The organism is Mesorhizobium sp. B264B1B (genome assembly GCF_020165765.1).
GTDB lineage: Bacteria > Pseudomonadota > Alphaproteobacteria > Rhizobiales > Rhizobiaceae > Mesorhizobium.
In genome coordinates this window covers 1-23,768 of sequence record NZ_JAIUIS010000012.1, presented here as the reverse complement: position 1 = coordinate 23,768, position 23,768 = coordinate 1, and the positions used below count along the sequence as shown (strand labels likewise).

Sequence of the window (23,768 nt, the reverse complement as noted above, 5' to 3'; positions counted from 1 at the left end):
ACGCAAACGCCTCGATCAAGTCGACTCGAGCAGCTTATGATGAGCCGTCTTCCACTGACGGAGTGTTGCCGTTCGATGTAGGCTTGCAGCCAAGTCATGCACGACGGGCGCGAGGCCCGTCGCCGATCAAGGGCTTCGGCCTAATGGTTCGCGCCGCCTAGCGGCTTTAGGTTCGCACAAAATTCCGCGTAAGGCTTGCTCATTGCCTCATCTTGGCACTCTTTCATCATCGCGTCCTGATCGCTCTTCGACATGCTTTTCCACGCGGCCTCGAATTCGGCCTTGGGCTTCATCGTTTTCATTCCTGCATCATTGAAAAACGGCGCCATCATCGCTGGCGAGTCGAGAGCGCCTGCGAAAGCCCCGCCACCAAGCGTTGAAAAAGCCAATGCTCCGAACAGAATGGGTCTCAGGTTCATTAGTAGGTGTCCTTCTGGTTTGCGGGAGTTCTTCTGCAATGTGTGTTTGCCCAGGATCGAAAATTGCGTTGTTTCTGGCGCGCTCAGATTTCGCCCGAAGCCGCCAATCCAGGCCAATGAAAACGTTGTATGGATTTCATGCCGGTCGGGAATTGTAGGCGACGAATTCTTCCACTTTCGCCAAAAGCAAATGATGTCAGACAAAGATCACGCTCATCAGATACCGGCGGTCAGCCTTCAAAACCGCCCAAGCCGCTTGTAAGTTCGTTCTCCGCTTTCCACGTAGCGAGCTGCACGTCAGAGCCGGTCGTGGAGGCGCCCTGTCGGAGGCTGGGTAGCAGGACTGTCCGTGACGACCTCATCCCGGCCGGTTATCGATTGGATGTCCGCTTTCTATGATCTTACCATGTCGGCGACCGGTACTCTCACTACGGCGTGTGGCCGGTCAGAGGAACTCCAACATGGCGACGGAAAAGGCGGTGTTGGCTGGTGGATGCTTCTGGGGCATGCAGGCCATGTCCCGGCGAGTGCGAGGCGTGGTCTCGACACGCGTCGGCTACACTGGCGGCGACCTCCCCAATCCGACCTACGGCAACCATCAAGCGCACGCAGAGGCAATCGAGATCATCTTCGATCCCGCGGTGGTAAGCTACCGGGCCATCCTTGAACGCTTCTTCCAGTTTCACGACCCGACAACCTACGAGCAGGAGCGACTTTGGACCAAGCTAGCTGCCATCTTCTACCCCCGACGAACGGCAGAAGGAGACGGCGCTCGCGACGGCCGCAGAAATCGATGTCTCTGGGTTGTGGCCCGGTCCTGTCACGACTGAAATCAACTCCGAGGAGCGGTTCTGGCAGGCCGAGGCCGAGCACCAGGACTACCTGCAACGGCACCCGGGCGGCCAAAGCTGCCATTATCCGGCCAAACTGGCGACTGCCGTCGGCTCGTGCATGCCAGGCGACGCGGACCGTCGAGGGACCGGAGGACTGAGGCGCCTTCCAGGAGCCTGCCATATCCCCTTGTGCCCGAACCTAAACGAGAGGGTCGATACCCGCAGCTCCCAGCTCGGCTATATCGGCCTCAAATTCAACTAAGCCTTGTCGCGCGCCAATGACCTCTCGCAACTCGCTCACTACTGATGTGCCTGGAGCTCGTTTCCAGGCCTGAAGGCATCGGCTGTTATCGTGCGTCGCGCCACCACCTCACGAGTAATCACCGCCGCTCTGCTGAGTGAGGTTACCGAGATAGTCGCGCTTCCCAATAGCCGCACCGAGCCGCCTGAGGATCGCGTGAGCAATCGAGATGTGGAAGAAGAAGTCAGGCAGAACCAGGTGCCGGATATAGTCGTCGCCGCCGTACCACCCGCGCACGATAGGCGGCGTCAGCTCGTATGTGTGGGACTGCGCGCCGGCAATTTCCTCCGGCTGCACGTTTTGTAGAAAGCCGCGCGTCTCAACGAGCCGCCCCTTCAATGCTGGATACATCATCGCCGTGGTGCGGGGTGCCGGCGGGTGGCGCTGCATCAACTTCGCCATGTGCGCGTCGACCTTGTTGCAGCTTACGGAGAACTGTCCTCCGAAAGACAGCATGCTGGGCGTGAGCCGTTCGCCAAGGATCCTCCCGGGATCGAATCCCTTGCTCCGCTCGAGCGCTTGAGCGTGGTCGAGATAATCATCCATCACGTTCAGGCCATGTACCATGACAGGGACAGTGATGTCATAGACCGAGAAGGACACGCCAATCTCCATGCGCTCGTTTGTACTTTGAACGTCCGTCGGACCCGAAAGGTCGCTGACGGGAACGAGTGGTCACAATAAGCCCATCAATCTTCCGATTTAGCCACGCCAGTCTGCCGGACTCGACATTGGCTCGGAGAAACCGCCGCAGCAGGTGAGCGCCTACGCGTGCGGCAGGCTGGAGCCGCTCCGCTGACCTGTGCGAGCGCCACTGCGGTGCCGGCGACCGGCGCAATGGCAACGCCCAGGCTGACAGTCCTCGGTAACTTCATTGGAGGTCTCCTTTGTCGCTCGCTGAAGACACTATGACTTGGCTGGCGAATTCAATCGCTTTGGAGGCGGCCACGCATCGCGACCGGGCGAATGGACGTCAGCATCCGACTCAACCGACGAAATTAGAAATTCCTTTTGGATATGCATTTGATAGGAATGGGATATCGTTGTCCAAAAGCTCCGGTCGCAACCGGCGTCGCGTCGGTCTTCGATCAGCCGTCGAGGAACGCACCGTACTCAGGGTGCGGCGCGGCGTAGGAAGACATGAAGGGGCACTTCGCGATCGCTCTTTTGCCGTCGCGTTGCAATGCTTCGAAAACGCCATGCGCCAGCCGCGATCCGTACCCAGGCCGGACAGCTCTTATGACACCAATGTGTGCAGGACGACCCCGCCGTCTTCGAATCTAGAGGCAATGCAAACCGGCTCATGGCGGATTGTCCCGGATCTCCCTTTTCACCTTCTGTCTCCTTGCTCATCAGCCTAACAAAGTTAGCAGCCAATAGGCGGTGGTCTGCCGGCAGACGGCGAGCGAAGCGTGTGCCTGGAAGCACGGCGATCGAATAACGCGGCGCAACGCCCCACCGTCAGGACGTTGGCAACGCGGGCCACGAAGACGCTTCGCAGCTCATAAGGCAATTTCTATCGACCGCTCTAGGACATCTCGGATCGCGCCGTTATCCATCAAGACCCATTGAGGAACTCCTTGCCACAAGCTTGCGGAGCCGCATTGTTTGGAGCCACTCCCTCGAATGGTGCATCGTCCGGTATGGCCCCCATGCGGACGAATCGGCTCCCGACCGTCACCCTGCACTCACGGCGACAGGAACGGTATGACCGGTAAGGATTAAGGCGTCGGCTGGCTGCGTGCATCGATCGGCACGTGTCTCTCACGGGCGAACGCGGATGACCGTTTTCCCCGCGCGTCGTTCGGTCGAGTTGAAGGCGGCGATCGCCTCGTCGAGGGGCGCGACTTTGCCGATGTTCGTCCGCAGCCGTCCGTCCCGCACCCGCTGGACGATCTCGCTCAGCTGGGCACGATCGGCTTCGACGACGAAGTCGACCGCCAGGCCCTCCACGGGCCGCGTCTCGGCCGGGCCGACGACGGTCACCAGCGTGCCTCCGGCTCGGATCAGCGCCGCGGACCGCTTCTGGATGTCGCCGCCGATGACATCGAACACCAGATCGACTGCGCGCACGTCTTCCAGGGTGTCGTTCTCGAGGTCGACGAATTCGTTTGTGCCGAAGTCGAGCGCCTTCTGGCGGTCGGCAGAGCGTCCGGTGCCAATGACGTAGGCGCCGGCCTCTCGTGCGAGCTGCGTCACCATCGACCCGACGGCGCCGGCCGCACCATGCGCAAGGACGCTCTGCCCCGCCTGAAGACGGCCGTGCTGAAACAGTCCCTGCCACGCGGTCAGGCCCGAGATCGGCAGGCTAGCGCCCACCGTGAAGTCGATATCGCCCGGCAATGGCGCGAGGTTGCGCGCTTCCATGGCTACATACTCCGCCAGGGTGCCGTCGCGATACCAATCGGCGAGGCCGAACACCCGCTGGCCCACCGACAGTCCCGTCGTACCGTAGCCCAGGGCGGTGACCACTCCGGCCAGTTCGTGCCCGGGGATCGATGGCGTCCGGTCGCCGTCGACGCGATCGGTCCAGGTCGAGGGCCACGTCAGCTCGGTCGGGACGAACCCCGACGCATGGATCTCGACGACGACATCGTTTATCGCCGCCTGCGGCTCGGGCCGCTGCACCAACTTCATCCCGGCCGTTCCTGCAGCCTGGTCCGTCACTACGATCGCTTTCATGGGAATTGTCTCCTCGGGTCTTTTGTCTGCTTAGCGGAAATGCTTCATCGATGAGCGCGATTCGCTCACGGACGAATGCGGATGATCGTCTTCCCCTTACGTCGCTCGGTCACGTTGAACGCGGCGATCGCCTCGTCGAGGGTTACGACTTTGTCGATGTTCGTCCGCAATCGTCCGTCCCGCACCCGTTGGACAATCTCATTCAGTTGGTCACGATTGGACTCGACGACAAAGTCGACCGCCAATCCATTGGTGGGCCGTGCTCCGGCCGGGCCGGCGATGGTCAGCGGGCGCGGTATCAGCGCTTCCGCAGGAAACATCACGTTGGCCGTTACCTCGACGAAGCCGGCTTCGTTCCGGCCGAATGAAAGATAGAAGGGCGTTGGCGATGGCAATCTGGTGGCGATAGTACTCGCGGAAGCATCCACGGCTTGGGAGGAGGTGGGTTGGGATGCTTCCGCGAGAGCGGCGATCTTTGCCGCCGTTCCTGCCAGGACGCCCGGCGCCAGCGAAGCAGCGCCCGCGGGGAGCGGCAACGTCGAGAAAGCCGCGACGGACGTATGGAAAATTTTGTCGCTCTGTTCGTTGCTCAGGAAGTTGCAAACCACTTTTTGGTCGCGGCATAATCGCGAGTCCATAGAGCGCTCCTTTGCAGCCCACGCGCGACGCGCTGCAATAAATTCAATCGATGTCAAGGCGGCCGCGTGTGCTCGGCCGGCCCAGCCAGACTCAAAGATCGGACGCGGCGGACGAAATTAGAAATTCCCTTTGGACATGCTTTCGATAGGCGCGAGGTATCGTCATCCAAAGGTGCCATGCTCACAATTGCCCAGGGCCGTTGCAAGGACGCTCATTGCCGGACTGTCCCGGATACTGTCGCAGACCGAGGAGCCGCGTGGCCGCGCGGCACGCACAGTGTAGGTATGACGCTGACGTCCGATACTGGTGCGTCGCGATCGGTCGGTCGCGAATTCGGCCGTGCGACCGAGACTCGGGGCTTCCTGTTGAGGCGCCTGGGCATCGGTTTGTGTGAATTTATAAAGTTTGCCGGTCGCTGAGACGCTCAGCAGGATCATTCATGTTGCGCCTGAATATATCTAATTCGACTTCAGCCACTACTCCGTCAGCTGCAACTGAGTGATTGTTCAGCGTCTTCAGTTGAAGGCAGTGAAGATCGAACCGATCAATCCCACATCAGGTGGGAGCGTGAATGGCCCTTCGCCCGGTTGCGCAGGCCGAAGGCGTGGGCGAGATGGCATCGTCCCGCTGTCTCGCAGTCGAGCTGGGCCTGAGCACCATAAAGAAGGCTTCTGGACGTGGCAGGCGAGCCGTTCTGGCGTATATCGCGACAAGACCTCGACAAGTTGATGACCACTTTGGACGTCACCCTAGTCAGCCTGTCGGAGTGCACGCTTGCGGCGGGAGCCCACTTGGCGGTTGCCCGCGCGGCAACCTCCACCATCCACTACTGCTTTCGAGGCGCCGGGTTCATTCTCCGTGATCATGAAACGCCCATACGCCTGATACCGCACACGCTGGTAGTCGTCCCTCCTGGGCGAGCGATGACGATCACCGCAACGGAGCATCCGATCGCACTAAGGAACGCCGGCAAACACAACAACGGCGGCTTCACACTGGGGTCGTCTCAGCGGCACACCGTCGGAGACGGTGATCCGACACTGGTGCTTGCGTGCGGGGCCTTCCGGGCCACTTATGGTCCGGCGCTCGACTTGTTCGCCTCCTTGGCAACGCCCATTGTCGAGAGGTTCGACGTGCACGACCAGCTCGACCAAGTGATGACCTACGCGATGGCCGAGCTCGCAGCCCAGGAGGTTGGTGGAGGGCCGATGTCGGCGGCACTGCTGAAACTTGTTCTCCTCGCATTGCTCCGGCGCAGCCTGGTGTCGACGAACGCGTGGGTGGAGCGGTTTTCGAACTTGAGCGATCCTCCGATCGCACGGGCATTTGCCGAAATGGCCTCGCGCCCATCCGCGCCGCACACTGTCCAGAGCTTGTCTCATGCCGTCGGTCTCAGCCGCTCGGCTTTTATGGCTAGGTTTTCCGCCGCCTTCGAAGAGTCTCCAATGTCATTGCTCCGCCGCGTGAGGATGCGTCACGCGGCGGACCTGCTCGCGGCCAATGCGCTGTCTGTCGATCAGGTCGCCCTGAACGCCGGCTACCAGAGTAGAAGCAGCTTCACGCGCACTTTCCGCAGATATTACGGCAGCGACCCATCAGAGTACCGCGCCAAGGCGCAGCGAGCCTGGTCCAACAGCGCTACGCCGATCGAAGACGCGATCGAGGAATCCGACGCAGCCTGACGCCGGTGTTCGCTCCGGGATTGCGTAGGCGCGACCGCGGTAAGGTGCGCTGGACGCACCAGCGCCCCCAGCAGCCACGGGACGCTTTGAGACATCAAGGCTTTCAGGTGGTACACGAAGATCATCACGGCTCCGCGTTTTCTCTCAGCCGAGGCGACGTCGCGGAACTCACAGAAGGCTTTCGGCGATCCTCCGGCGGAGCGCCTTCAAGTCGTTCGCGAACAGGCGGACCGAGCTGTCCGCCGCCAAGCGAAGTCCTGAGAATTGCCAACGCGTGTGCCGGAAAGAAATTGCGATAGCTCGCGCGGAGGTATCCCGGCGGCGTCACGCAAGATCCGCCGCGTAGAACGAACTGCCCGGACATGAACTGCCATTGTATTCGCCGACCGCGCCCTCGACCGCGCGGAACCCCGGTGAGGCGAGGACGGGCTGTGCGTGTCCATTCCCAGGCGTCGCCGAACATCTGATGCATCCGCGCTTGGAATCTGAAAGCTGTGTCCGGCCGTCCAAATCTCGCAGCCTTGTCGTGTGTGGGCGACTTCGCGGCGGCGGGAATATTTAACAAAACGGTTTGTGAGGCACATGCAGTCAAGATGTGCCCGCCGCAGGTCACACGTACCGCAGCCGCCCTCAGGCGGCGTTCCTTCGCGGCAACTTCCAACCCGGCCGGACGAAGTGACAGGTGTAGCCGTTCGGGTAACGTTCCAAGTAGTCCTGGTGCTCGGGCTCCGCCTGCCAGAAATCGCCAGCGGGATAAATCTCGGTCACGACCTTGCCCGGCCACAGTCCTGAGGCTTCAACGTCGGCGATCGTGTCTTGCGCGACGCGTAGCTGTTCGTCGTTGGTGTAGAAGATCGCAGACCTGTAGCTCGTGCCGCGGTCGTTCCCCTGCCGGTTGGGCGTGGTCGGGTCGTGTATCTTGAAGAAGAACTCCAACAGGTCGCGGAAGCTCGTCTTGCTTGGATCGAAGATGATCTCGATAGCTTCTGCATGCGTGCCGCGATTGCGATAGGTGGCGTTCTTGACGTCACCGCCGGAATATCCGACCCGTGTCGACACGACGCCGGGCAAACGCCTCATCAGCTGCTGCATTCCCCAGAAGCAACCGCCGGCAAGGATCGCTCGTTCTGTACTCGCTGCCATTGTCAGACCTCCTGTTTTGCAACGGGCTTCGCGTACTGGCCGTACCCTTCGCTCTCCATTTGATCGCGGTGGATGAAACGAAGGGAGGCCGAGTTCATGCAGTATCTCAACCCGCCCTTGTCGAGCGGTCCGTCCGGGAAGAGGTGGCCCAAGTGGCTGTCGCCGTGCTTGGAGCGGACCTCGGTCCGTGTCATGCCATGCGAGCTGTCGTCCTTCTCTACGACGTTCGCGGCCTCGAGAGGCCGCGTGAAACTCGGCCACCCGGTGCCGCTGTCGGACTTGTCGAAAGATGCGAACAGCGGCTCGCCGGAAACCACGTCGACGTAGAGGCCAGGCTCCTTGTTGCCCCAGTATTCGTTGGCAAAAGGGCGCTCGGTCCCGTCAGTCTGCGTGACGCGGTGCTGCTCCGGAGTCAGCTTCGAGACCGTCGCTGGGTTTTTCCTATAGGTCGGCATTTCGCGGAGCTCCTTCTCGCGCAGGCTGGAAGAATAGGTAGCGGGTTGGCGAGCGTCTAATCACCTCGGGCTATCGAAACGATGCCATCGACGCAGCGCAAGCGGCAAGAAGCACTGCTTTGGCGAGCCGTCGGTCGGAGTGATTCCGTCCTCGACATGCTTGTTCAAAGCCGTCGATCCCTGTCGGGGCGACGCGCCCACCGGCCGCGGTCCGCAACAGGTCGTGGTGTTGGGTGGCGGACCCCTCCGGCTAAGACGTGGAAGCGGCACGGCGCAGCGAGGCCAAGATTTGCGCCGGCTCCGCCCGCATCGTGAAGTCGGGTTCGACGGACGCGCTGCGGATCCGGCCCTCCGTGTCGATGATGTAAGTCGCGGGAATGGGCAGCATCCAGACTGGCGAACCGTGCCGCGCACCGAAGTCGAAACCGAGCCCGGAATAGTGCGCTTTGATTTCGTCAGGCACCCGGAACAATATGCCATACGACAACGCAACGCCGTAGTCGACGTCAGACAGTACCTTCAGGTCTAGGCCCAGACTTCGCTTGAGTTGCCGCGGGAATTGTCCCGTCTCGGGTGTCACGACCGCGAGAGTTGCGCCGACGCTCTCAAACTCCTCCTTCGCCGCCTGAAGGGCGCACAGCTCGGCGGTGCAGAACGGACACCAGTCTCCTCGGAAGAAACTCAGGACGAGGGGGCCGCCCCGGCGCAGCTGGTCGGAGGAGTGAAGACGACCGTCCGCGTCCGGAAGGAGGAAGTCCGGCGCGGCATCTCCGACCTTCAACGCGTACGATACCACGTCTATATCGCGAAGCCAGCCCACGAGGTGGTTGTATGACGCCCAGTCCGCTTCGCTGAACCTCGTCAACAGCTCCGAACGAATCTGGGCGAGTGTCTTGTCGATCTGGCTTGGCATCCGTTTGGCGTCAAACTGCGGATCGGTTGGCTGGAAGCGGTTGGCCGGCGGCGTGCGTGCCGCGGTCATGCCGGCACGCCCGCCGCCTTCGGAAACGTTGGGTCCAGCATCCCGCGATGGGGGACATCGATCGACCAGTCGCGAAGCCGCGCGACCTTGACAAAAGCGTCCAGCGCCGGCGAGTAGCGGCGCCCCTGCACAGCCAGCAACCGGACTTCCCGCCAAACCTGATCGCCTTCGAGCGGAATGGTCTTGAGTGAGGGAAGGCGCGGCATGTGCTCTGGTGCGAGCATCACGCCGAAGCCAGCCGCCGCCATGTGCTGCAGGTGCAATTCATGACCGCTGCAGTGGCCGAGATGGGGTGGTCCCTTTGGAAAATACGTCTGTTGGATTTTTGGGGCGACGTCGCATCCCGCGCGATCCAGCAAGACGGTCTGTCGGAGGTCGTCGATACCGATCGATAGACGGTTCGCCAAGCGGTGTGTTGGCGCGAGAACTGCGACGTAGCGCTCCTCGAATAGCAACCAGTCGTCGATGCGGGCGGGCATGTCGGGCACGTCACCGACGATTGCGGCGCTGATCTCCCCCTCAAGCAATAAATCGACGAGTCTCTGCGCTACACCCTCGTACAGCTCCACGTGAAGTCCAGGCACGAACTTTGCAATCTCCGCGATCGGATCGAGCACGAGCGACGCCGAGATGGAGGGGGCGAGGCCGATCTTCAGTGGTGCGACCTCCTTGCGCTGGAACTCCTGGGCTCTGCGACACACCGCCTCCGCCGAGGACAATGTGCGTTCCAGCATCGGAAGGACTTCCTTTCCGAGGTCGGTGAGCTGCGTCAATTGGCGCTCACGGTAAATCAATTCGCCGCCGAGCTCCTGCTCAAGCTTCTGCACCCCCTTTGTCAGGGCGGGCTGCGTTACGTTGCACTGCTCGGCCGCGCGAGTGAAGTTGAGGGTGGCCGCGACGGCGAGGAAGTAGCGGACTTGATGAAGCTCCATGTGTTTTCTCCGTCAAGTGGCTGACCATTATGATGGCGAGGTTATGCACCCGGTGGCGTGCGGGGCACGCCGTAACAACGGAGCATGGATGCCACTTGCAGGCGCACGTTGGAATGGCCGGGTCTATTCGTTTGGACGCCCGGACACGCTTTCTGGAGCCCCAGAAAGCGGCTAGTGCGCAGCGAGGTTGGCGAGGACCGGAATCAGATCGCACGGGTCGCCGCGTCGCGTATAGTCGACACTGATATCGGCGTATTTGATCGTTCCGTCGGGCGCAACGACGTACCGGGCCGGCATAGTCAACGTCCAGCTCGGATCGCCGTTGAAGGTCGCGAGATCTATGCCGCATTCCTTCTCGACGAAACGCAGTTCGTCGGAGGCCCTCCAGCGTAGGCCGAAAGCGTGCGCGACCTTGCCACCCGCGTCGACCAGGCTCGCGAATGAAAGGGCATTCCACCTCTGCGTCTCAAGGCTGTTGTGGGCCGTCTGTTGTGAGATGACAACCAGCGAGGCGCCGAGGCTGCGTATGTCGTGAGAGCACGCCTCGATCGCGCGAAGGTCGACTGTGCAGTAGGGACACCATCTCCCCCTGTAGAAGAAGAGAACCATCGGGCCTCGACGCAGCGCCTCGCATGATGAGAATGCCCGGCCATGCCCATCATGCAGCCGGAACGGAGGGGCTTGATCCCCGGCCTGCGCGGCCCGCTCGGCCAATCCGGATGTGGCAAGCGCTTCCACCGCCCGTTGCCGAACCAGCGTCACGTTCGGCGGGGTCCTGGCCAAATCCTCGGCTCTAACGGCGTCCAATTCGTCTTGGAGTAACATCTTCGGCTCGTCGCGCGCGGCCCGGCATGCCACTAGCATAATCGCTGGTGCAGCGTGGCTCCGGTAGTCTTGCCGCGCGAGTTTGAGTTATTTTTCTCATGCATGAATGATCGCCCGAGAGAGAGTTGGCTACTTCGTCGTTTTTGCGCATATCTTTGGCGCGGAGAGCTTGGCCAGGTCGGCCGCAAGCGACTTGCGCAGCCGAGAAGCGGCGAACTCCATGAAGCGCCGCAGCTTGAGGGGCAGGATCGCCTGTCCGGTGTGCACCAGATGCACCGGGATCGGGTCAGGCTCGTAGTCCTCCAGGATGATCCTGAGCTTCCCCGCGGCCACAGGCCTCGCGATTTGGTAAGAGAGCACGTTCGTCACGCCGACGCCGGCGAGCGCCGCGTCGATCGCGGACTCCGCCGTGTTGATCTTCAGCCGACAGTAGGGACGCACGCTCCTCGTCGCCTTGCCGCGCGGCTTGAAAACCCACGTCATCCCAGCTGCGAGTGCCGTGAACGTCACGCACATGTGCTCGGCCAGGTCGTCAGGCGTTTTCGGGACGCCATGGGCGGCGAAATAGTCGGGGCTGCCGCACACCACACGCCTGATCTCGCCCACCTTCGTCGCGACGAGTGTGCTATCGGGCAACATGCCGACGCGGACGGCCAGGTCGATGTGCTCGTCGACGATGTTGATCGTGTGATCGGTGAGCGTCAGTTGAATGCTGATCTGCGGGAAACGCGCGAGGAATTCATTCACGACAGGCACTACGTGGAAGCGCCCAAAGACAATAGGCGCGGTCATCGTGAGCGTACCGCGCGGGACTGTGTACTCCCCAGAGGCCTGCGATTCGGCTTCCTCGACCTGTTCCAGGATGCGTTTGCAGGCGGCGACGTAGGCGAGCCCCGCTTCGGTCAGGGACAGTTTCCGCGTCGATCGGACCAGCAGCTGGGTATTGAGGTGGGTCTCCAATTCGGCGACCTTCCGACTGACGGTCGGTAGAGGGACGCCGAGCTGACGGCCTGCCGCGGAGAAACTGCCGGCCTCCGCCGACCTTACCAAAAGCGACATTGCTTCAAACCGGTCCATTTCTCTCACCCTCCGAGAGGCCATTTCTCACGATTAGGCAATTATGGCGCCGAACGGCAGAGGCTACCACAGCAATTCAAAAACCGAGCCGGCCAGAGTCCAACGGAGAAGAAATGTCCCGCATCGCTATCCCGGGTCGCGACGACGCGCCTGCCGAATCCCAGCCAATCCTCGACAACATCAACAAGATGCTCGGCTTCGTACCGAACCACTATCGCCTCATGTCCATCAGTCCGAACGTTCTGGGCGGCTGGGCCGGTCTGATGGGGTCGCTGTCCAAGGCCCTCGATCTGAAGACCCGGGAGGGCATCGCGCTCGCGGTTTCGGAGGCAAATGGCTGCGACTATTGCCTTGCAGCGCACAGCTATGTCTCAACGAACCTCGCGAAGATCCCTCCGGAGGAAATCGATCTAAACCGGCAGGGCCGATCGAGCGACTCCAAGCGCCAAGCTGCGGTCGCCTTCGCGAAGGCGCTTATCGAGACGCGCGGCAAACTCTCCGACGCCCAGTTTGCGGCGGTCAAGGATGCGGGCTGGACGGATGCTAGTACCCTCGAAATGATCGCGCTGACTGCTCAGTTCCTGTTGACCAACTTCGTGAACAATGCAGTGCGGACCCCGATTGATTTTCCGGAGGTGAGGCCCGCGAAGGCAGTCTAACGCCAGGTGACGCCGCTCTCCGGCGCTCGACGCGACGATGCCGATGCGTTCGCCGTCTACCTCGCGGCCCGCTAGCAGATGATTTCAGGTCGAATCGACCTGAAATCTGAATTCGTCTCTAAATCGGAGAAGTTGAGCATGGTGTTGCCCGAAAACCGCTTCACATTCTTCGGCATTATGCCTCTAGTCGGGGTCGATGTTCGGGATCGGAAGCTTGCGCAAGTCGTCGTCATAGCTAGCCGCTCGCCCGACGCTGACGTTGTCGTTCGTGCGGATGTCGGCGCTGAGGCCAAGCGTCCGCCCCACCGGACACATGTCCGCGGCCTGCATCAGTTGGGCACGTTCCTCGTCGCTCAGGTTTCCTTCGAGCCGGATGGAACGCTCGAAGGAGTCGCGGCTGCCCTCGATGCCGTGGTGATATGAAACAGCCACCTCGACATGAGAAAGCGGGAATTTCCGCCTTCGCGCCTGCAGCCGTATCGTCATCGCTGTGCACGCGGCGAGCGAAGCGCTGAGCAGCTCGTAGGGGTTTGCCCCGGCCGTGATGCCGCCCCTCCCATTGAGGCCGCCAATGGAGAATTCCGATGCGCCGGCGCGGCCGTTGAGCGCGCCGGCGCCGTCAAGATCGCCGCCTACCACGGCCTGCGGGTGGGGAGCGCCATCATTCGAGTTCGTCATCGTGCTTTCCTTTCAGGTTTCGACAGGGCCTTTTGGCAGGCCCGCCTTGACCAGGTATCGTAGCTACGGCCTCGCGAGCGCGACCTGGCTCCCCCGCGGCCCGCACTTTTGCGAACGTAGGGTTTATCACGCTGCGGGTCGACGGTTCCCGACAGTGGGTATCAGGCGTGGAGGGTCTCGCCACCTTCGGCATCCGCGTAGTACTGAGGCGCCTCGCGACGGTCATACTTTCCGTAGTCGCGCACGATCCGCACTCTTCGGATCCTGGCCTTGTTATTCGGCGCAGAAGCGTCCTCATAAGCCTGCGCGGCAGCGGCGTTCTTCCACGATATGAGGAGAATCAGGTCGCCGGGCGTGAGTACGGCGTCAAAGATGTCCCAGAACGTGCTGTCGGCGGCCCACGGATTCAGGCCAAGCCACTCGGCACAATCGTACGGGTTGTTGGTTTGCTTCCACTGCGCGGGGCGAGTCGCGTTGATCAGCGTAACCGTCGTGCCCTCCCCAAATTCAGTCTCATCGAGCCTTTGCTCCGTGAGGGCGTACCCCGTCGGCAGCTGATTGTCGGCAGTGATCTGACCCACGCGCAGGTGGTAGTCGGCGAGGATTTCGTCGCGGCCTTTCTGCTGGAGTTCGTGATGATGCCTGCGGGTGCGCCAGCGCACGAGCGACTTCTCGTCCCGCCAGTTCGAAAGCGAAAGGATCCAGCCCTCGCGGATCAGGCTCTTGTAGCGGATGTTGTCGACGAAGCCCTCTTCCTGCTCCAGCTCGGGGCGCAGCATCTTGGCGCTGTCGAGGTAGTCATCCCAGTTCTCTTTATTGGGGAGGACTTCGAAAATCACTGAAAACATGTTCGTATCCCGTCTCTAGAGTGCTTCGACGCAGTCAGTCCCAATGTCGAAATGGCCCGACAAAGGCACATATTCTTGACGGCAGAAGACGTTCCAGCCGTCGACATCGGTCGCCTTGGACAGCACCCCAGTGGCTCCCGTTCATTCACTGCGCGGGTCCTCGCATTCAACCACTAAAGTCGCTGCAGGCCGCACGGATAATCTGGCGTTTGCGAAAATTATGCTCTCGCAAAACGAAAGGAACGGTCCCTCAAGCGCCGTAGCGTTCGGCCTTGATCGCTCTCGCTTCCAGTCCCAATGCGAGCGCCGCGTCCGCCGCGATGTCAACGAAAGCAGTCGACCCGCACACGAAGACGCTGCCGGGAGAGACAGGCTGACGTGCCGCGACGTCGGCGACCATCGCCGCGTCGATCCGCCTGCTGAAGTCGCTGCTGCGCATCGCCGGCTCGCGCGTCAAGGCCAGGGCGAGTGCGAAATCGGGAAGCGACCTCTCGAGCTCGAGGAGCTCGTCCCTGAAAAGCACGTCACGCCAGGTCCTGGAGGAGAGCAACAGCGCGACAGGCACTGGCTCGCCGCTGGCCTTCCGATGCCGGATCATTGCCATCAGCGGCACGACGCCGGAGCCCGCGCCGATCAAGAGCAGCGGTTTCGCTGTCGGTCCCGGCCAGAGGAAGTGACCGCCAAGCGGCCCGCGAAGCTCGATCATATCTCCTGCTCGAGCGACGTCGTGGAAGAACGGGGAGACCTCGCCGTCCGCGAGGCGCTCGATCGCCAGCTCGATCACTTTGGAATTGCCCGGGGCCGACGCGATCGAGTAGCTGCGCATGGCAGTGTAGCCGTTGGGTGCAGTCAGCCGCACGTCAACGTGCTGTCCGGCCGTATACTCGAACGGTTCGGATAGGCGAAGAAAGAAGCTCTTTATAGCCGGCGTTCTCGTCGCGATCTCGACAATCGCGCAGCTCTGCCATCGCGCGGTTGTGCCAATCGCTTCAGTCATTCGTGTATCGCTGCTCGCGCCACGGATCCCCGTATATGTGGTACCCGCGCAGCTCCCAGAAGCCGGCCTCGTCGCGCTCGGTGAACTGAAGCCCGTTTACCCACTTCGCCGACTTCCAGAAGTAGAGATGCGGCACGAAGAGCCGCGCCGGCCCCCCGTGGTCGCGCGGCAGTGGCTGGCCTTCGTACTCGAGTGCGATCATCGCCTTGCCCGTCGCGAGGTCCGCCAGTGGCACGTTCGTGGAGTAGCCGTCGTAGCAATGGGCGAGCGCAAACGGAGTGGGTGCGCTGAGGCCGGCGTCGGCGAGGATATCGTCGACGGCCACGCCCTGCCACGCGGTGTTGAGCTTCGACCAGGAGGTCACGCAGTGGATGTCTCGCGTCATCTTGGTTCGTGGGAGGGCGTTGAACTCCGACCAGCTCCAAGCTTTGACCGGACGAGGTCCGACCTTTAGCGTGAATGTCCAGTCCGCGGGCTCGATCCTCGGCGTGGGACCGGCCGTAAGCACCGGGAAATTGTCGACGAGGTGCTGTCCCGGGGGAATCCGATCCGATAGTTCCGATCCGGATTGGCGGCCGGTAAAACCGCGAGTAACCATGGCGGACATCCTTCCTCGGCAGGTAAAAAGAGCGTCGTCCCGCGCAACGCCAAGCCGTAGTGCGCCGGATGAGCAAGGTACCGGCGTAACATAGTATTCCGCGCCGCGAATGGGAAATGACGTCACGCCATGAAGTCGATAGCCGGGCGTTATGATCGCCGTCCGCCTTCCGCATCGGCCTCGCGTGCGCCCGACGCCGACTGCTCCAGCAGCTCGGTCAGCATCCTGACGGCCTCCGTCAGCTTCAGGACTTCGCGCTCACGTAGTTGGTCGATCTTTTCATGCAGCAACTCTATCTCGAGCTCCGCCTTCACGTTGATGCGGTAGTCATTCTCCGCGGCCTTGCGATCGATGTCCTGCTGCCGGTTCTGGCTCATCATGATGACTGGCGCGGCGTAGGCCGCTTGGAAAGAAAGCGCGAGATTGAGAAGGATGAACGGGTAGGGGTCCCAGCCCCTGATCGCGCTGACTAGGTTGGCCCCTATCCAGACGACCAGGATCGCACTTTGCACGATGATGAAACTCCACGATCCCATGACGCTGGCGACGGCGTCAGCTATCCTTTGCCCGGGCGTCAGGCACGCAGCCGCCGCGGACTCATCCATGTCCTGGAGACGAAATGAGCGACGCGCTCGCCTGAGGTCGGCGAGCAGGTCATGCTCGGCTTGTTCCATGCCGTCCTGGTCTTCCACCTTCTCTTCCACGTTGCCAGCACCGTTCCGCTTGATTGCACGGTCGACGCGCCAGCGCCCCACCGCGTTTTTGATCGCGTCGTTTAGCCGTGAAATTTCGTGGCGATATCCGCGATGGCTCGTCGCCGGCACCGGGCGCCGGCAAGCTCGTTCTCGGTCGGCGGCCGCTGCGCGTCGGGGCCGGCAATTGTCGTGGCGCCGTAAGGCGTACCGCCGGCGATCTCATCGACTTTCCTTTGGCCGGCAAACCCGCAGTTCATTCCGACCACCGTCATGCCGAAGTGGGGCAGATTGGTGATGATGGTGAACAGCGTCGTCTGCTGGCCGCCATCCTGCGTCGTCGATGACGCGAAGGAGCCGCCGACCTTGCGATTGAGGGTTCCCTTCGCCCATAGGCCGCCAGCCTGGTCGAGGAAACTTGCCATTTGGGACGACATCCTGCCGCAGCGCCTGCTTGCGCCCAAGACGATCGCGTCCTACACGGCGAGGTTGTCGATGCACGCGACTGGAGCGGTCTGGTCGAGGTTGTCGTTGGCTGCCTTCGCGCCTCCGGAAATAGAAGTTCAGGCACTCGCTTCACGTCGGCGGACGCGCCCGCCTCGCGCGCGCCCGCGGTGATTTCGTGTGCGAGCTTTTCGATGTGCCCGTAGGAGGAGCAGTAGAGTACTAGCACTTTGGCCATGGGAGCCGTTCATCGTATTGACCGCCGCCCGCTTACGCGTCTTCGGCTATTTCGAAGCATGCAGAAAACCTCCGGCGCGAGGGCGTCCGGTCGGGTGCTTGCTTTGCTAGCATTAAGTTTCGGGGCAGGAAGGGTAAACGTATCGTATCAATAACTGCCGGGAATGCCGCGCTATCGCTGCAATCCTATGGTCGATCGTCTGCAGCGCGGAGTTCCCTGAGAAGGAAGTCGGTAAACGCACGGGCGGCGGGCTTTATGGTCTTTGCGCTGACAAAGAGCGCATTCAGTTCCATCGAGCCGAAATCCCAGTCGGGCAGCACCCGAACAAGTTTCCCGGCGTCGAGCTCTGCCCGCGCGCTGTTTTCGCTCGATGCGGCGACCCCCAACCCGGCGACAGCGCTTGCCGTGGCTACTTCGTTGGTGGTGATCGAGAGCGCGCTATCAACGCGCACGGAGGTGATGCGGCCGCCCTTGCGGAAGGAGAAAGTCGGCGAGGGATGCGCTGGACTGATGATCACCGAGTGGTGCACGAGATCCGACGGCATCGTGGGTGTGCCGCGCTCCTGTAAGTAGCCTGCCGAGGCCGTGAGTACCCTTGGCTGGTGGATGAGTTTGCGCGCCATCGCGCTGGAGTCGGGGAGGGCGCCGAACTGCAACGACACGTCGAGGCCCTCAGTCACGAGGTCTGGGTAGCGGTCCGTCACTCGGAGCTCGATTTTCAGCGCCGGATGCTGCTTCGTAAACGCGCCAAGCCGCGGGATGATCTCCCTGAGCGCGAAACTTGTCGGCGTGCCGACGCGAAGCGAGCCGCGCAACTCTCCTGTTCCGCGCGCCTCGTGGTCGGCATCGTCGAGCGCTGCGAGGATCGTTTCGACGCGCATCAAGTACGTCGCGCCGGCCTCGGTCAGCGTCACTGCTCGCGTGGTGCGGCTAAAAAGCGTCGCGCCGACCTCCTCCTCGAGCGCAGCGATCAGCCTGGATGCGGACGGCTGCGACAGGCCAAGTTCGCGCCCGGCACGGGAGAAGTTGCCGACGCGCGCGGCGCGAGCAAACAGTCTGAGTGCTGAGAGTCGGTCGTTCATCACTTGGTGGCTCGCGGCGGGCTACACGGAGGTCGGATCCAGCACGAGGGCCAGGATCGTATCGAGCGCGGCGGCCACCGCCACCGCAGCGCAGACGGCGGCGACCCCAAACCCCCGTGCTCGTTGGAAGCGAAAAAGGCCGACTGCGGTCGCGAGTGCGGCTTTCCAGGCATTCATCGGTCTCCTCAGCGGCACCATGCTCTGCAACACCTGGGAAGTAGTGCCTATCGACTCTCAACATAATCGTCTATCTGTGAGACACCGCCTCTCGGCATATGAGAGTAGGTAGTTTGCGTGCTCCTGGCGGCGCTATGGGATGTCGGCGGCAATATCCCCTGCGATTAGGAAGTCACGGTCCCTCGCTACGAGCCGCCCCCACGCTTCTGATCTCAGCGCGCCTCTTCATTCAGCGCGCAGCGCAGTTGGTGTCAAACCGCGAAACGCCGGTATCATTCAACCGCTCGTCGCTCAGGTGCGGTCGTTAGCTCTGGCCGCTGATTATCTTTTTGCCGCGGGGCGCCGCTTAGTCCATGCCGGCCGCGCTGATCGCCTTATATTCGTGGAGCAGCCGCGCACCCATACAGCGCAGCGCGCCACGGAAGGTCAGGGTGCGCCAATGGCCGCGCGGAGCCAGGGCGCACAGCCGCTTCCACTTCGGCCGCCAACATGACAGCGAGCCATGTTGGCCTTGATCCACGGCTCATCGAACAGGCACTGGGGATCGGGCCCGGTCTGCGAGGATCCAAACGCAAGCGCCTGCTGGCGAGATCAGCGCACGCCAGATACGCGTTAGTCTTCCAGGTGTCTTTTATAAATTTTGAGTAGAGGCGAAGAGATTCGATTAAGTCGGCTCCGATATCCTGCGCCAACTGGAAATCAGGGCGACCGAGATTCCATCTTGCCATTTGCTATTCATCAGCGCTTCCGCACCTTGATGACCTGGACCAGTCTTCCGGCAGTGATCGCCCTTGCGGTGCTGTTAACTGCCGGAATTTTTGCGGACCATCAAAACAGCATTGTAACCGAGCAGGCATTGCGCGTTGACGTTGCGAAGGAGATGAACCTCGTTCGCGCCAAACTTGAGGGTAATGTCAACGGAGACCTTCAACTGGCGCGTGGTCTGGTCGCGACGATCGTTACTGAACCGAACATGAGCCAAGCTCGCTTTGCCAAACTGGCAAAGAGCCTCTTTCGCGAGAAGACACAGATCAGAAACATTGCCGGCGCCCCTGACCTGGTCGTCTCGTTGATGTATCCGAGGGAAGGCAATGAAAAAGCGATAGGGCTGGACTTCCGCGAAGACGAAAAGCTGCGCGAAGCAGTACTTCGGGCACGCGATAACAAGCAACTGGTGTTAGCCGGGCCGGTAGAACTCAAACAAGGAGGTCAGGCATTCATCGGGCGATTTCCTGTCTTCCTTGACCGTGACGGCCCTCGCGAGACGTTCTGGGGCATAGTGGCCGCCGTGATCGACGTTCCGAAGCTGTACGCGGACAGCGGTCTTTTAGACAAGAACCTGCCAATCGAAATCGCTCTGACAGGTAAGGACGCTCTCGGGAGAAGCGGGGCGCGATTTTACGGTCCCGCGTACGTGACGGAACAAGATCCCGTCACTTCCGAGGTGCGGTTGCCGACAGGATCTTGGCAAATTTCCGCCATTCCCAAGGGTGGCTGGAACACCACGCCCCGCAACGCCTGGATTTTGCGACTAACAATGCTCATCGGCGGCGCCCTGGTCGTGGTTCCGATCGTCTTTGCGGGGCGGCTTCTCAATCAGCGGTATAAGCATTACGCCGATCTGCGCCGCGGCGAACGACGACTGGCACAGCTTTCAGAGAGGCTGGAGCTTGCGCTTGACGCCTCGCAAATTGGCGTCTGGGAGCAGGATCTCGACTCGGACATTATATTCTGGGACGACCGCCTGAACGAAATCTATGGCAAGTCAGCAGATGGCGAACCAAGAACCTTCGAAGAGTGGTCAAGATCGATCCACCCTGACGATCTCGACGAGGCTAAGCGGGATTTCGCGCAAGGGATCGCAACCGGCATATACTCTTCGCAATATCGTGTGGTGCTTCCCAATGGAGTTGTCCGACACGTCCGCGTGCGTGCCAAGACTTACAGGGACGGCACCGATCACAAAATGGTTGGCGCGGAATGGGACGTGACGGCGGATGTGATCCAGACACGGGAACTGGAACGGGCAAAGGATCTCGCCGAAACGAGGAGTGCTGAGCTTGAGGCGGCGACAGCGCGCAATGAGCATACGGCGCTTCACGACTCACTGACCGGCCTTCCGAATCGCCGCCACCTTGACACGATGCTCGATAGCTACGCCGTCACAGGCTCAACGCCTGGCAGCGGCGCCGCGCTTCTGCATCTTGATCTCGATCGTTTCAAACAGATAAATGGCACGCTCGGCCATGCCATCGGCGACGCCGTGCTGATCCATACCGCAAAGGAGCTGACATCAACTGTTCGCTCATCAGACTTCGTTGCCCGAGTCGGAGGCGATGAGTTTGTGGTAGTCTGCAGACGCGATATCTCAACTGATCAGCTTAAACAGCTGGCCGACCGCATCATACATAGATTGCGGCAGCCGATTCCCTACAAGGACCATCAATGCCGTATCGGCGTTAGCATCGGGATCGCAGTCGATGCGGACGGTCCCATCGACGGCCCACGCCTGATGGTCAACGCGGATATAGCCCTTTACCGGGCCAAGAGTCGGGGACGCAATCGATATGAGTTCTTCACCCAGGACCTCCACTCTGAGATCATCCGGACCAAACGGGTAGCCGACGAGATCCTCGCAGGGTTGGAACGCAACGAGTTTGTTCCACATTACCAGCTACAGTTCGATGCCAAAACGCTGGAGGTTGCGGGCGTTGAGGCGCTGGCGCGCTGGAACCATCCCGCCGACGGACTTCAGACGCCAGCCGGGTTCCTCAAGATTGCTGAAGAGTTGAATGTCGTTTCAATTATTGACCGACTAGTACTGGAACAAACCCTCCACGACCTTGATCGCTGGCAGAGGGCCGGCCTCCTGGTTCCGCGCGCTTCGGTGAACGTCTCCGCGAGACGGCTTCAGGACGAGGAGCTGATCACCAGCCTGACGTCACTTTCGATAAAACCAGGAACCGTTTCGTTCGAACTTCTAGAATCAATCTTCCTCGACGACAACGATGAGCTTATGATCTGGAACGTCAACCAGATCAAGGAACTCGGAATCGACATCGAAATTGACGATTTCGGCACCGGCCATGCGTCGATTGTCAGCTTGCTCAAGCTTCAACCGCGACGGTTGAAAATTGCACGCCAGCTAGTTGGTCCAATCGCCAGGTCAGCCCAGCAGCGAGAGGTCGTACAATCGATTGTGCAGATTGGCCGGTCCTTGGGCGTGGAGGTCATCGCCGAAGGTGTCGAGACGATGCAGCAGGCCAAGGTCCTCAAGAATTTAGGCTGTGACATCTTGCAAGGCTATGCGCTGAGCCGACCAATGACCGCACACGGCATCACGAAGTTGTTAAACAACCGGCGAATGCTCGCAGCATCATGAGATCAGCGCGCGCGCGACGAGCATCGGCGCCCGCCAACCCCCGTTTGCGGCCCCTGCGCATGACCAAGCGGATGTACTAGCGCCATTTCACGCGCCAGACCAATGGCTTTTCTAACAAGGCAGAGGCTCACGCCAGCCCGGTGGCCTCCATTCCAGGTATTACAATTGAGCGACGCATTGATGCCTCGCGCCGCATGACGCAGGCGATAGCCGCTGGCGTCACTGGCAAGCTTTTGGAGATTGGTCACATCCTTAAGCTTCTCGAAGGGAAGGAAGCAGAACCGAAGGCTCGCGGCTCACTTCGGATACGACAGGCCGGGTAGGTTCTTTCAGGTTCTCATGATCGACCAGGGGACTGGGGCTTATCGGAGTAGAATGCGACTGGGCAGCCGTGTGCCTTCAGATAGAGTTCCAGCGCCTCGAAGGAGCTGAAGGTGCTCTCCGACTTCACAAAGCGAAGCTGCTGGAGCTTGCTCGTGGCGTCGTCGATGAAGACGAGCAGGGTGCATGGATCGCCCCGCTCCTCGAACCAACGGTGATCACTGCCGTCGATCTGCACCAGCTCGCCATAAGATTCTCGACGCAAACGAGGCTGATGGAATGTCCGGCGCTGCTTGCGCGACAGCCAGATTCCGGCTTCCGCCATCCATTTGCGCAACGTCTCTCGCGACACGATCAGGCCGTGGTTCGCCGCCAACTTCTCGGCCGCCAAGGTCGGCCCGAAGTCGAGATAGTGTTCCCGAACCAGCCGAACCGCCAACTCACCGATGCCGGCGACATATCGATGGTTCGACGGTCGTCCTCGAGCCTTGTGCCGAAGTGCCGCGGCGCCTTCAGTCCGGAACGCCTTCAGCAGATGCTGGACCTGGCGCGTTGTCATATCCAGGACATGCGCCGCCGAGACAACCGTCATGCGCCGCTCCAAAACCTTCGACAGCACCTCGATGCGTTGCAGCTCGCGCTCGCTCATTAAGATCAGTCCCAACCCGCCGTCTCCCTCGCTCATCGGCGAGCAGGGCGACATTCCTACTTTGCGGAATCAAGACATTTCTATTTTGCGGCAATACCCATAAGTCGCATAACATGTATTATGGAACTAACATTTGTGATTACTATTCATATACTTATGTGAACTTCAATATTTCGATTGGACAAGCTAACCGGGAAGCCCGATGAACGGATTCTGATACCGAACTCCGAGCGGTCTGAAATCCTTTTCATTGTCCGTGAGCACGATTAGATCGTGTTGCGTGGCTGTGGCAGCAATCGCGATATCCTCGAAACCGGGAGAGATGCCAGCTCCGCGGGCGACTGCCATAAGTTGCCCGGTTATCGTTGCCGTCTCGAGATCAAGAGGCAGAATGCGGCTACCGTAGTAGTGACGAATTTCTCCCCACCACTCAGCGAGCGCGGCCGCTTTTTTGGTGGCACCGGTTCGCTTGGCGTTCGCAATACCGTCCTCGATCTCAGCCGAGGTGATGACGGACAGCCAAAGGTCGGAGGATCTGTCGACGATCCAGGCAACTAGTCTTTCATCGGAGGGTGTCCTGCGTCTCGAGGGGGCGAGCAAACTGACGACATTCGTATCCAGAAGGTACAACGTCAAAACGCCGGGTCACGCAGAGCCCGTGCGGGCTTTCGGCTTCGCGCTGGCAGGTCGCCGTCCTCCAAGGGCGAGTTTGTAAGCAACCAACCCAGCGATGGCACACGGGAAAGGCGCTCGTAGTCCGCATAGCTGATTACGACAGCCTCTCTTTTGCCGTGACGGGTGACAACCGTCGGTGCGCCTGCAACCGCTTCGTCGACCACATGCGAGAACGTCGCCTTCACGTCTTTAAGCTGAATCTCTTTCATCTTGACAGCCCTGTGACCAAAGTAGTCATATAGCTTATGGAGCGAGCCTTGACAAGAAGGCCGTAGCCCAACTGTCGTAAGCAGATGAGTTGTCCGGATTAGGTAGCACGTGAGTTGTCCGGTTTTATCGCCAGCGGATGGAGGCTGGG

The 23,768-nt window shown here is 60.9% G+C and carries 23 protein-coding genes and 4 pseudogenes; 4 read left to right on the top strand and 23 right to left on the bottom strand.

What is annotated here, in order from left to right:
• Positions 1-140: 140 nt before the first annotated feature.
• Positions 141-623 (bottom strand): hypothetical protein, encoded by a 483-nt coding sequence (locus LB547_RS32520; protein WP_318013163.1) that lies wholly within the window; start codon positions 621-623, stop codon positions 141-143.
• A gap of 257 nt (positions 624-880) precedes the next feature.
• On the opposite strand from LB547_RS32520, the pseudogene msrA (LB547_RS22770) reads away from it, so the two are divergent.
• Positions 881-1,410: pseudogene (gene msrA / locus LB547_RS22770) on the top strand (peptide-methionine (S)-S-oxide reductase MsrA).
• A 212-nt stretch (positions 1,411-1,622) separates the two neighbouring features.
• Here the strand turns inward: msrA (LB547_RS22770) and LB547_RS22765 are convergent.
• The 4 genes from LB547_RS22765 to LB547_RS32675 form a co-directional block, all read right to left on the bottom strand.
• Complete coding sequence (locus tag LB547_RS22765) at positions 1,623-2,156, bottom strand: DUF1993 family protein (RefSeq protein WP_181165396.1); 534 nt, start codon at positions 2,154-2,156, stop codon at positions 1,623-1,625.
• A 485-nt stretch (positions 2,157-2,641) separates the two neighbouring features.
• Positions 2,642-2,794, bottom strand: a complete 153-nt coding sequence (locus tag LB547_RS32680) for an N-acetyltransferase (RefSeq protein ID WP_411909456.1) — start codon at positions 2,792-2,794, stop codon at positions 2,642-2,644.
• A gap of 523 nt (positions 2,795-3,317) precedes the next feature.
• A complete protein-coding gene (locus LB547_RS22760) occupies positions 3,318-4,235 on the bottom strand; it encodes an NADP-dependent oxidoreductase (protein WP_140501484.1) in 918 nt (305 codons plus the stop codon).
• A gap of 65 nt (positions 4,236-4,300) precedes the next feature.
• Entirely contained in the window at positions 4,301-4,930 is a 630-nt protein-coding gene (locus tag LB547_RS32675; protein WP_411908935.1) for a zinc-binding dehydrogenase, read from the bottom strand.
• A gap of 672 nt (positions 4,931-5,602) precedes the next feature.
• Here LB547_RS32675 and LB547_RS22750 point away from each other — a divergent pair.
• Positions 5,603-6,556 carry an AraC family transcriptional regulator gene (locus LB547_RS22750; protein ID WP_210239479.1) on the top strand — a complete coding sequence of 318 codons (954 nt, stop codon included), beginning with the start codon at positions 5,603-5,605 and terminating at the stop codon, positions 6,554-6,556.
• Between the two features lie 630 nt (positions 6,557-7,186).
• On the opposite strand, the gene msrA (LB547_RS22740) is transcribed toward LB547_RS22750, so the two are convergent.
• The 6 genes from msrA (LB547_RS22740) to LB547_RS22715 form a co-directional block, all read right to left on the bottom strand.
• A complete protein-coding gene (msrA, locus tag LB547_RS22740) occupies positions 7,187-7,699 on the bottom strand; it encodes a peptide-methionine (S)-S-oxide reductase MsrA (RefSeq protein ID WP_140522743.1) in 513 nt (170 codons plus the stop codon).
• Between the two features lie 2 nt (positions 7,700-7,701).
• The gene (gene msrB, locus LB547_RS22735) at positions 7,702-8,154 is read right to left on the bottom strand and encodes a peptide-methionine (R)-S-oxide reductase MsrB (RefSeq protein ID WP_140501490.1); all 453 of its coding nucleotides are present in this window, start codon (positions 8,152-8,154) and stop codon (positions 7,702-7,704) included.
• Positions 8,155-8,404: 250 nt separating this feature from the next.
• Positions 8,405-9,136: a peroxiredoxin family protein gene (locus LB547_RS22730; protein WP_140522741.1), complete on the bottom strand. Its 732-nt coding sequence runs from the start codon at positions 9,134-9,136 to the stop codon at positions 8,405-8,407.
• The gene (locus tag LB547_RS22725) at positions 9,133-10,068 is read right to left on the bottom strand and encodes a LysR family transcriptional regulator (protein ID WP_140522739.1); all 936 of its coding nucleotides are present in this window, start codon (positions 10,066-10,068) and stop codon (positions 9,133-9,135) included. The genes LB547_RS22730 and LB547_RS22725 overlap by 4 nt, the downstream gene beginning before the upstream one ends.
• A 171-nt stretch (positions 10,069-10,239) precedes the next feature.
• Positions 10,240-10,830 carry a peroxiredoxin-like family protein gene (locus LB547_RS22720; RefSeq protein ID WP_281405129.1) on the bottom strand — a complete coding sequence of 197 codons (591 nt, stop codon included), beginning with the start codon at positions 10,828-10,830 and terminating at the stop codon, positions 10,240-10,242.
• Positions 10,831-11,022: 192 nt separating this feature from the next.
• Positions 11,023-11,970, bottom strand: coding sequence for a LysR family transcriptional regulator (locus LB547_RS22715; protein WP_140501498.1), 948 nt, complete (start codon positions 11,968-11,970; stop codon positions 11,023-11,025).
• A 113-nt stretch (positions 11,971-12,083) separates the two neighbouring features.
• Between LB547_RS22715 and LB547_RS22710 the strand changes: the two genes are divergently transcribed.
• Positions 12,084-12,629, top strand: a complete 546-nt coding sequence (locus tag LB547_RS22710) for a carboxymuconolactone decarboxylase family protein (RefSeq protein WP_140501500.1) — start codon at positions 12,084-12,086, stop codon at positions 12,627-12,629.
• A 183-nt stretch (positions 12,630-12,812) separates the two neighbouring features.
• Here LB547_RS22710 and LB547_RS22705 read toward each other — a convergent pair whose 3' ends face one another.
• The 9 genes and pseudogenes from LB547_RS22705 to LB547_RS22665 all read right to left on the bottom strand — a co-directional run.
• Entirely contained in the window at positions 12,813-13,307 is a 495-nt protein-coding gene (locus LB547_RS22705) for an OsmC family protein (RefSeq protein ID WP_140522737.1), read from the bottom strand.
• Positions 13,308-13,468: 161 nt separating this feature from the next.
• A complete protein-coding gene (locus LB547_RS22700; RefSeq protein ID WP_140522735.1) occupies positions 13,469-14,155 on the bottom strand; it encodes an antibiotic biosynthesis monooxygenase family protein in 687 nt (228 codons plus the stop codon).
• Positions 14,156-14,405: 250 nt separating this feature from the next.
• Complete coding sequence (locus LB547_RS22695; protein WP_181165397.1) at positions 14,406-15,152, bottom strand: ferredoxin reductase; 747 nt, start codon at positions 15,150-15,152, stop codon at positions 14,406-14,408.
• On the bottom strand, positions 15,145-15,750 hold the full coding sequence (locus LB547_RS22690; RefSeq protein ID WP_140501506.1) for a sulfite oxidase-like oxidoreductase: 606 nt from the start codon (positions 15,748-15,750) through the stop codon (positions 15,145-15,147). Before LB547_RS22690 ends, LB547_RS22695 begins: the two co-directional genes overlap by 8 nt.
• A gap of 149 nt (positions 15,751-15,899) precedes the next feature.
• Positions 15,900-16,574, bottom strand: a complete 675-nt coding sequence (locus tag LB547_RS22685; RefSeq protein WP_224647543.1) for a DUF1003 domain-containing protein — start codon at positions 16,572-16,574, stop codon at positions 15,900-15,902.
• Positions 16,526-17,124: pseudogene (gene wrbA / locus LB547_RS22680) on the bottom strand (NAD(P)H:quinone oxidoreductase). The gene LB547_RS22685 and the pseudogene wrbA overlap by 49 nt, the downstream one beginning before the upstream one ends.
• Positions 17,125-17,309: 185 nt before the next feature.
• The gene (locus tag LB547_RS22675; protein ID WP_140501511.1) at positions 17,310-18,206 is read right to left on the bottom strand and encodes a LysR family transcriptional regulator; all 897 of its coding nucleotides are present in this window, start codon (positions 18,204-18,206) and stop codon (positions 17,310-17,312) included.
• 21 nt (positions 18,207-18,227) lie between these two features.
• A complete protein-coding gene (locus LB547_RS22670) occupies positions 18,228-18,383 on the bottom strand; it encodes a hypothetical protein (protein ID WP_181165398.1) in 156 nt (51 codons plus the stop codon).
• Between the two features lie 403 nt (positions 18,384-18,786).
• A pseudogene (locus tag LB547_RS22665) lies at positions 18,787-18,929 on the bottom strand (IS630 family transposase); the annotation flags it as partial.
• A 211-nt stretch (positions 18,930-19,140) separates the two neighbouring features.
• Between LB547_RS22665 and LB547_RS22660 the strand changes: the two are divergent.
• Positions 19,141-21,765: an EAL domain-containing protein gene (locus LB547_RS22660; protein ID WP_140523374.1), complete on the top strand. Its 2,625-nt coding sequence runs from the start codon at positions 19,141-19,143 to the stop codon at positions 21,763-21,765.
• Between the two features lie 361 nt (positions 21,766-22,126).
• Here the strand turns inward: LB547_RS22660 and LB547_RS22655 are convergent.
• From LB547_RS22655 to LB547_RS22645, 3 genes and pseudogenes are all read right to left on the bottom strand, one after another.
• Positions 22,127-22,750, bottom strand: a pseudogene (locus LB547_RS22655) (ISNCY family transposase); the annotation flags it as partial.
• A gap of 171 nt (positions 22,751-22,921) precedes the next feature.
• Positions 22,922-23,365: a type II toxin-antitoxin system VapC family toxin gene (locus tag LB547_RS22650; RefSeq protein ID WP_140522733.1), complete on the bottom strand. Its 444-nt coding sequence runs from the start codon at positions 23,363-23,365 to the stop codon at positions 22,922-22,924.
• Between the two features lie 2 nt (positions 23,366-23,367).
• Positions 23,368-23,619 carry a type II toxin-antitoxin system Phd/YefM family antitoxin gene (locus LB547_RS22645; protein WP_140522731.1) on the bottom strand — a complete coding sequence of 84 codons (252 nt, stop codon included), beginning with the start codon at positions 23,617-23,619 and terminating at the stop codon, positions 23,368-23,370.
• Positions 23,620-23,768: the final 149 nt, after the last annotated feature.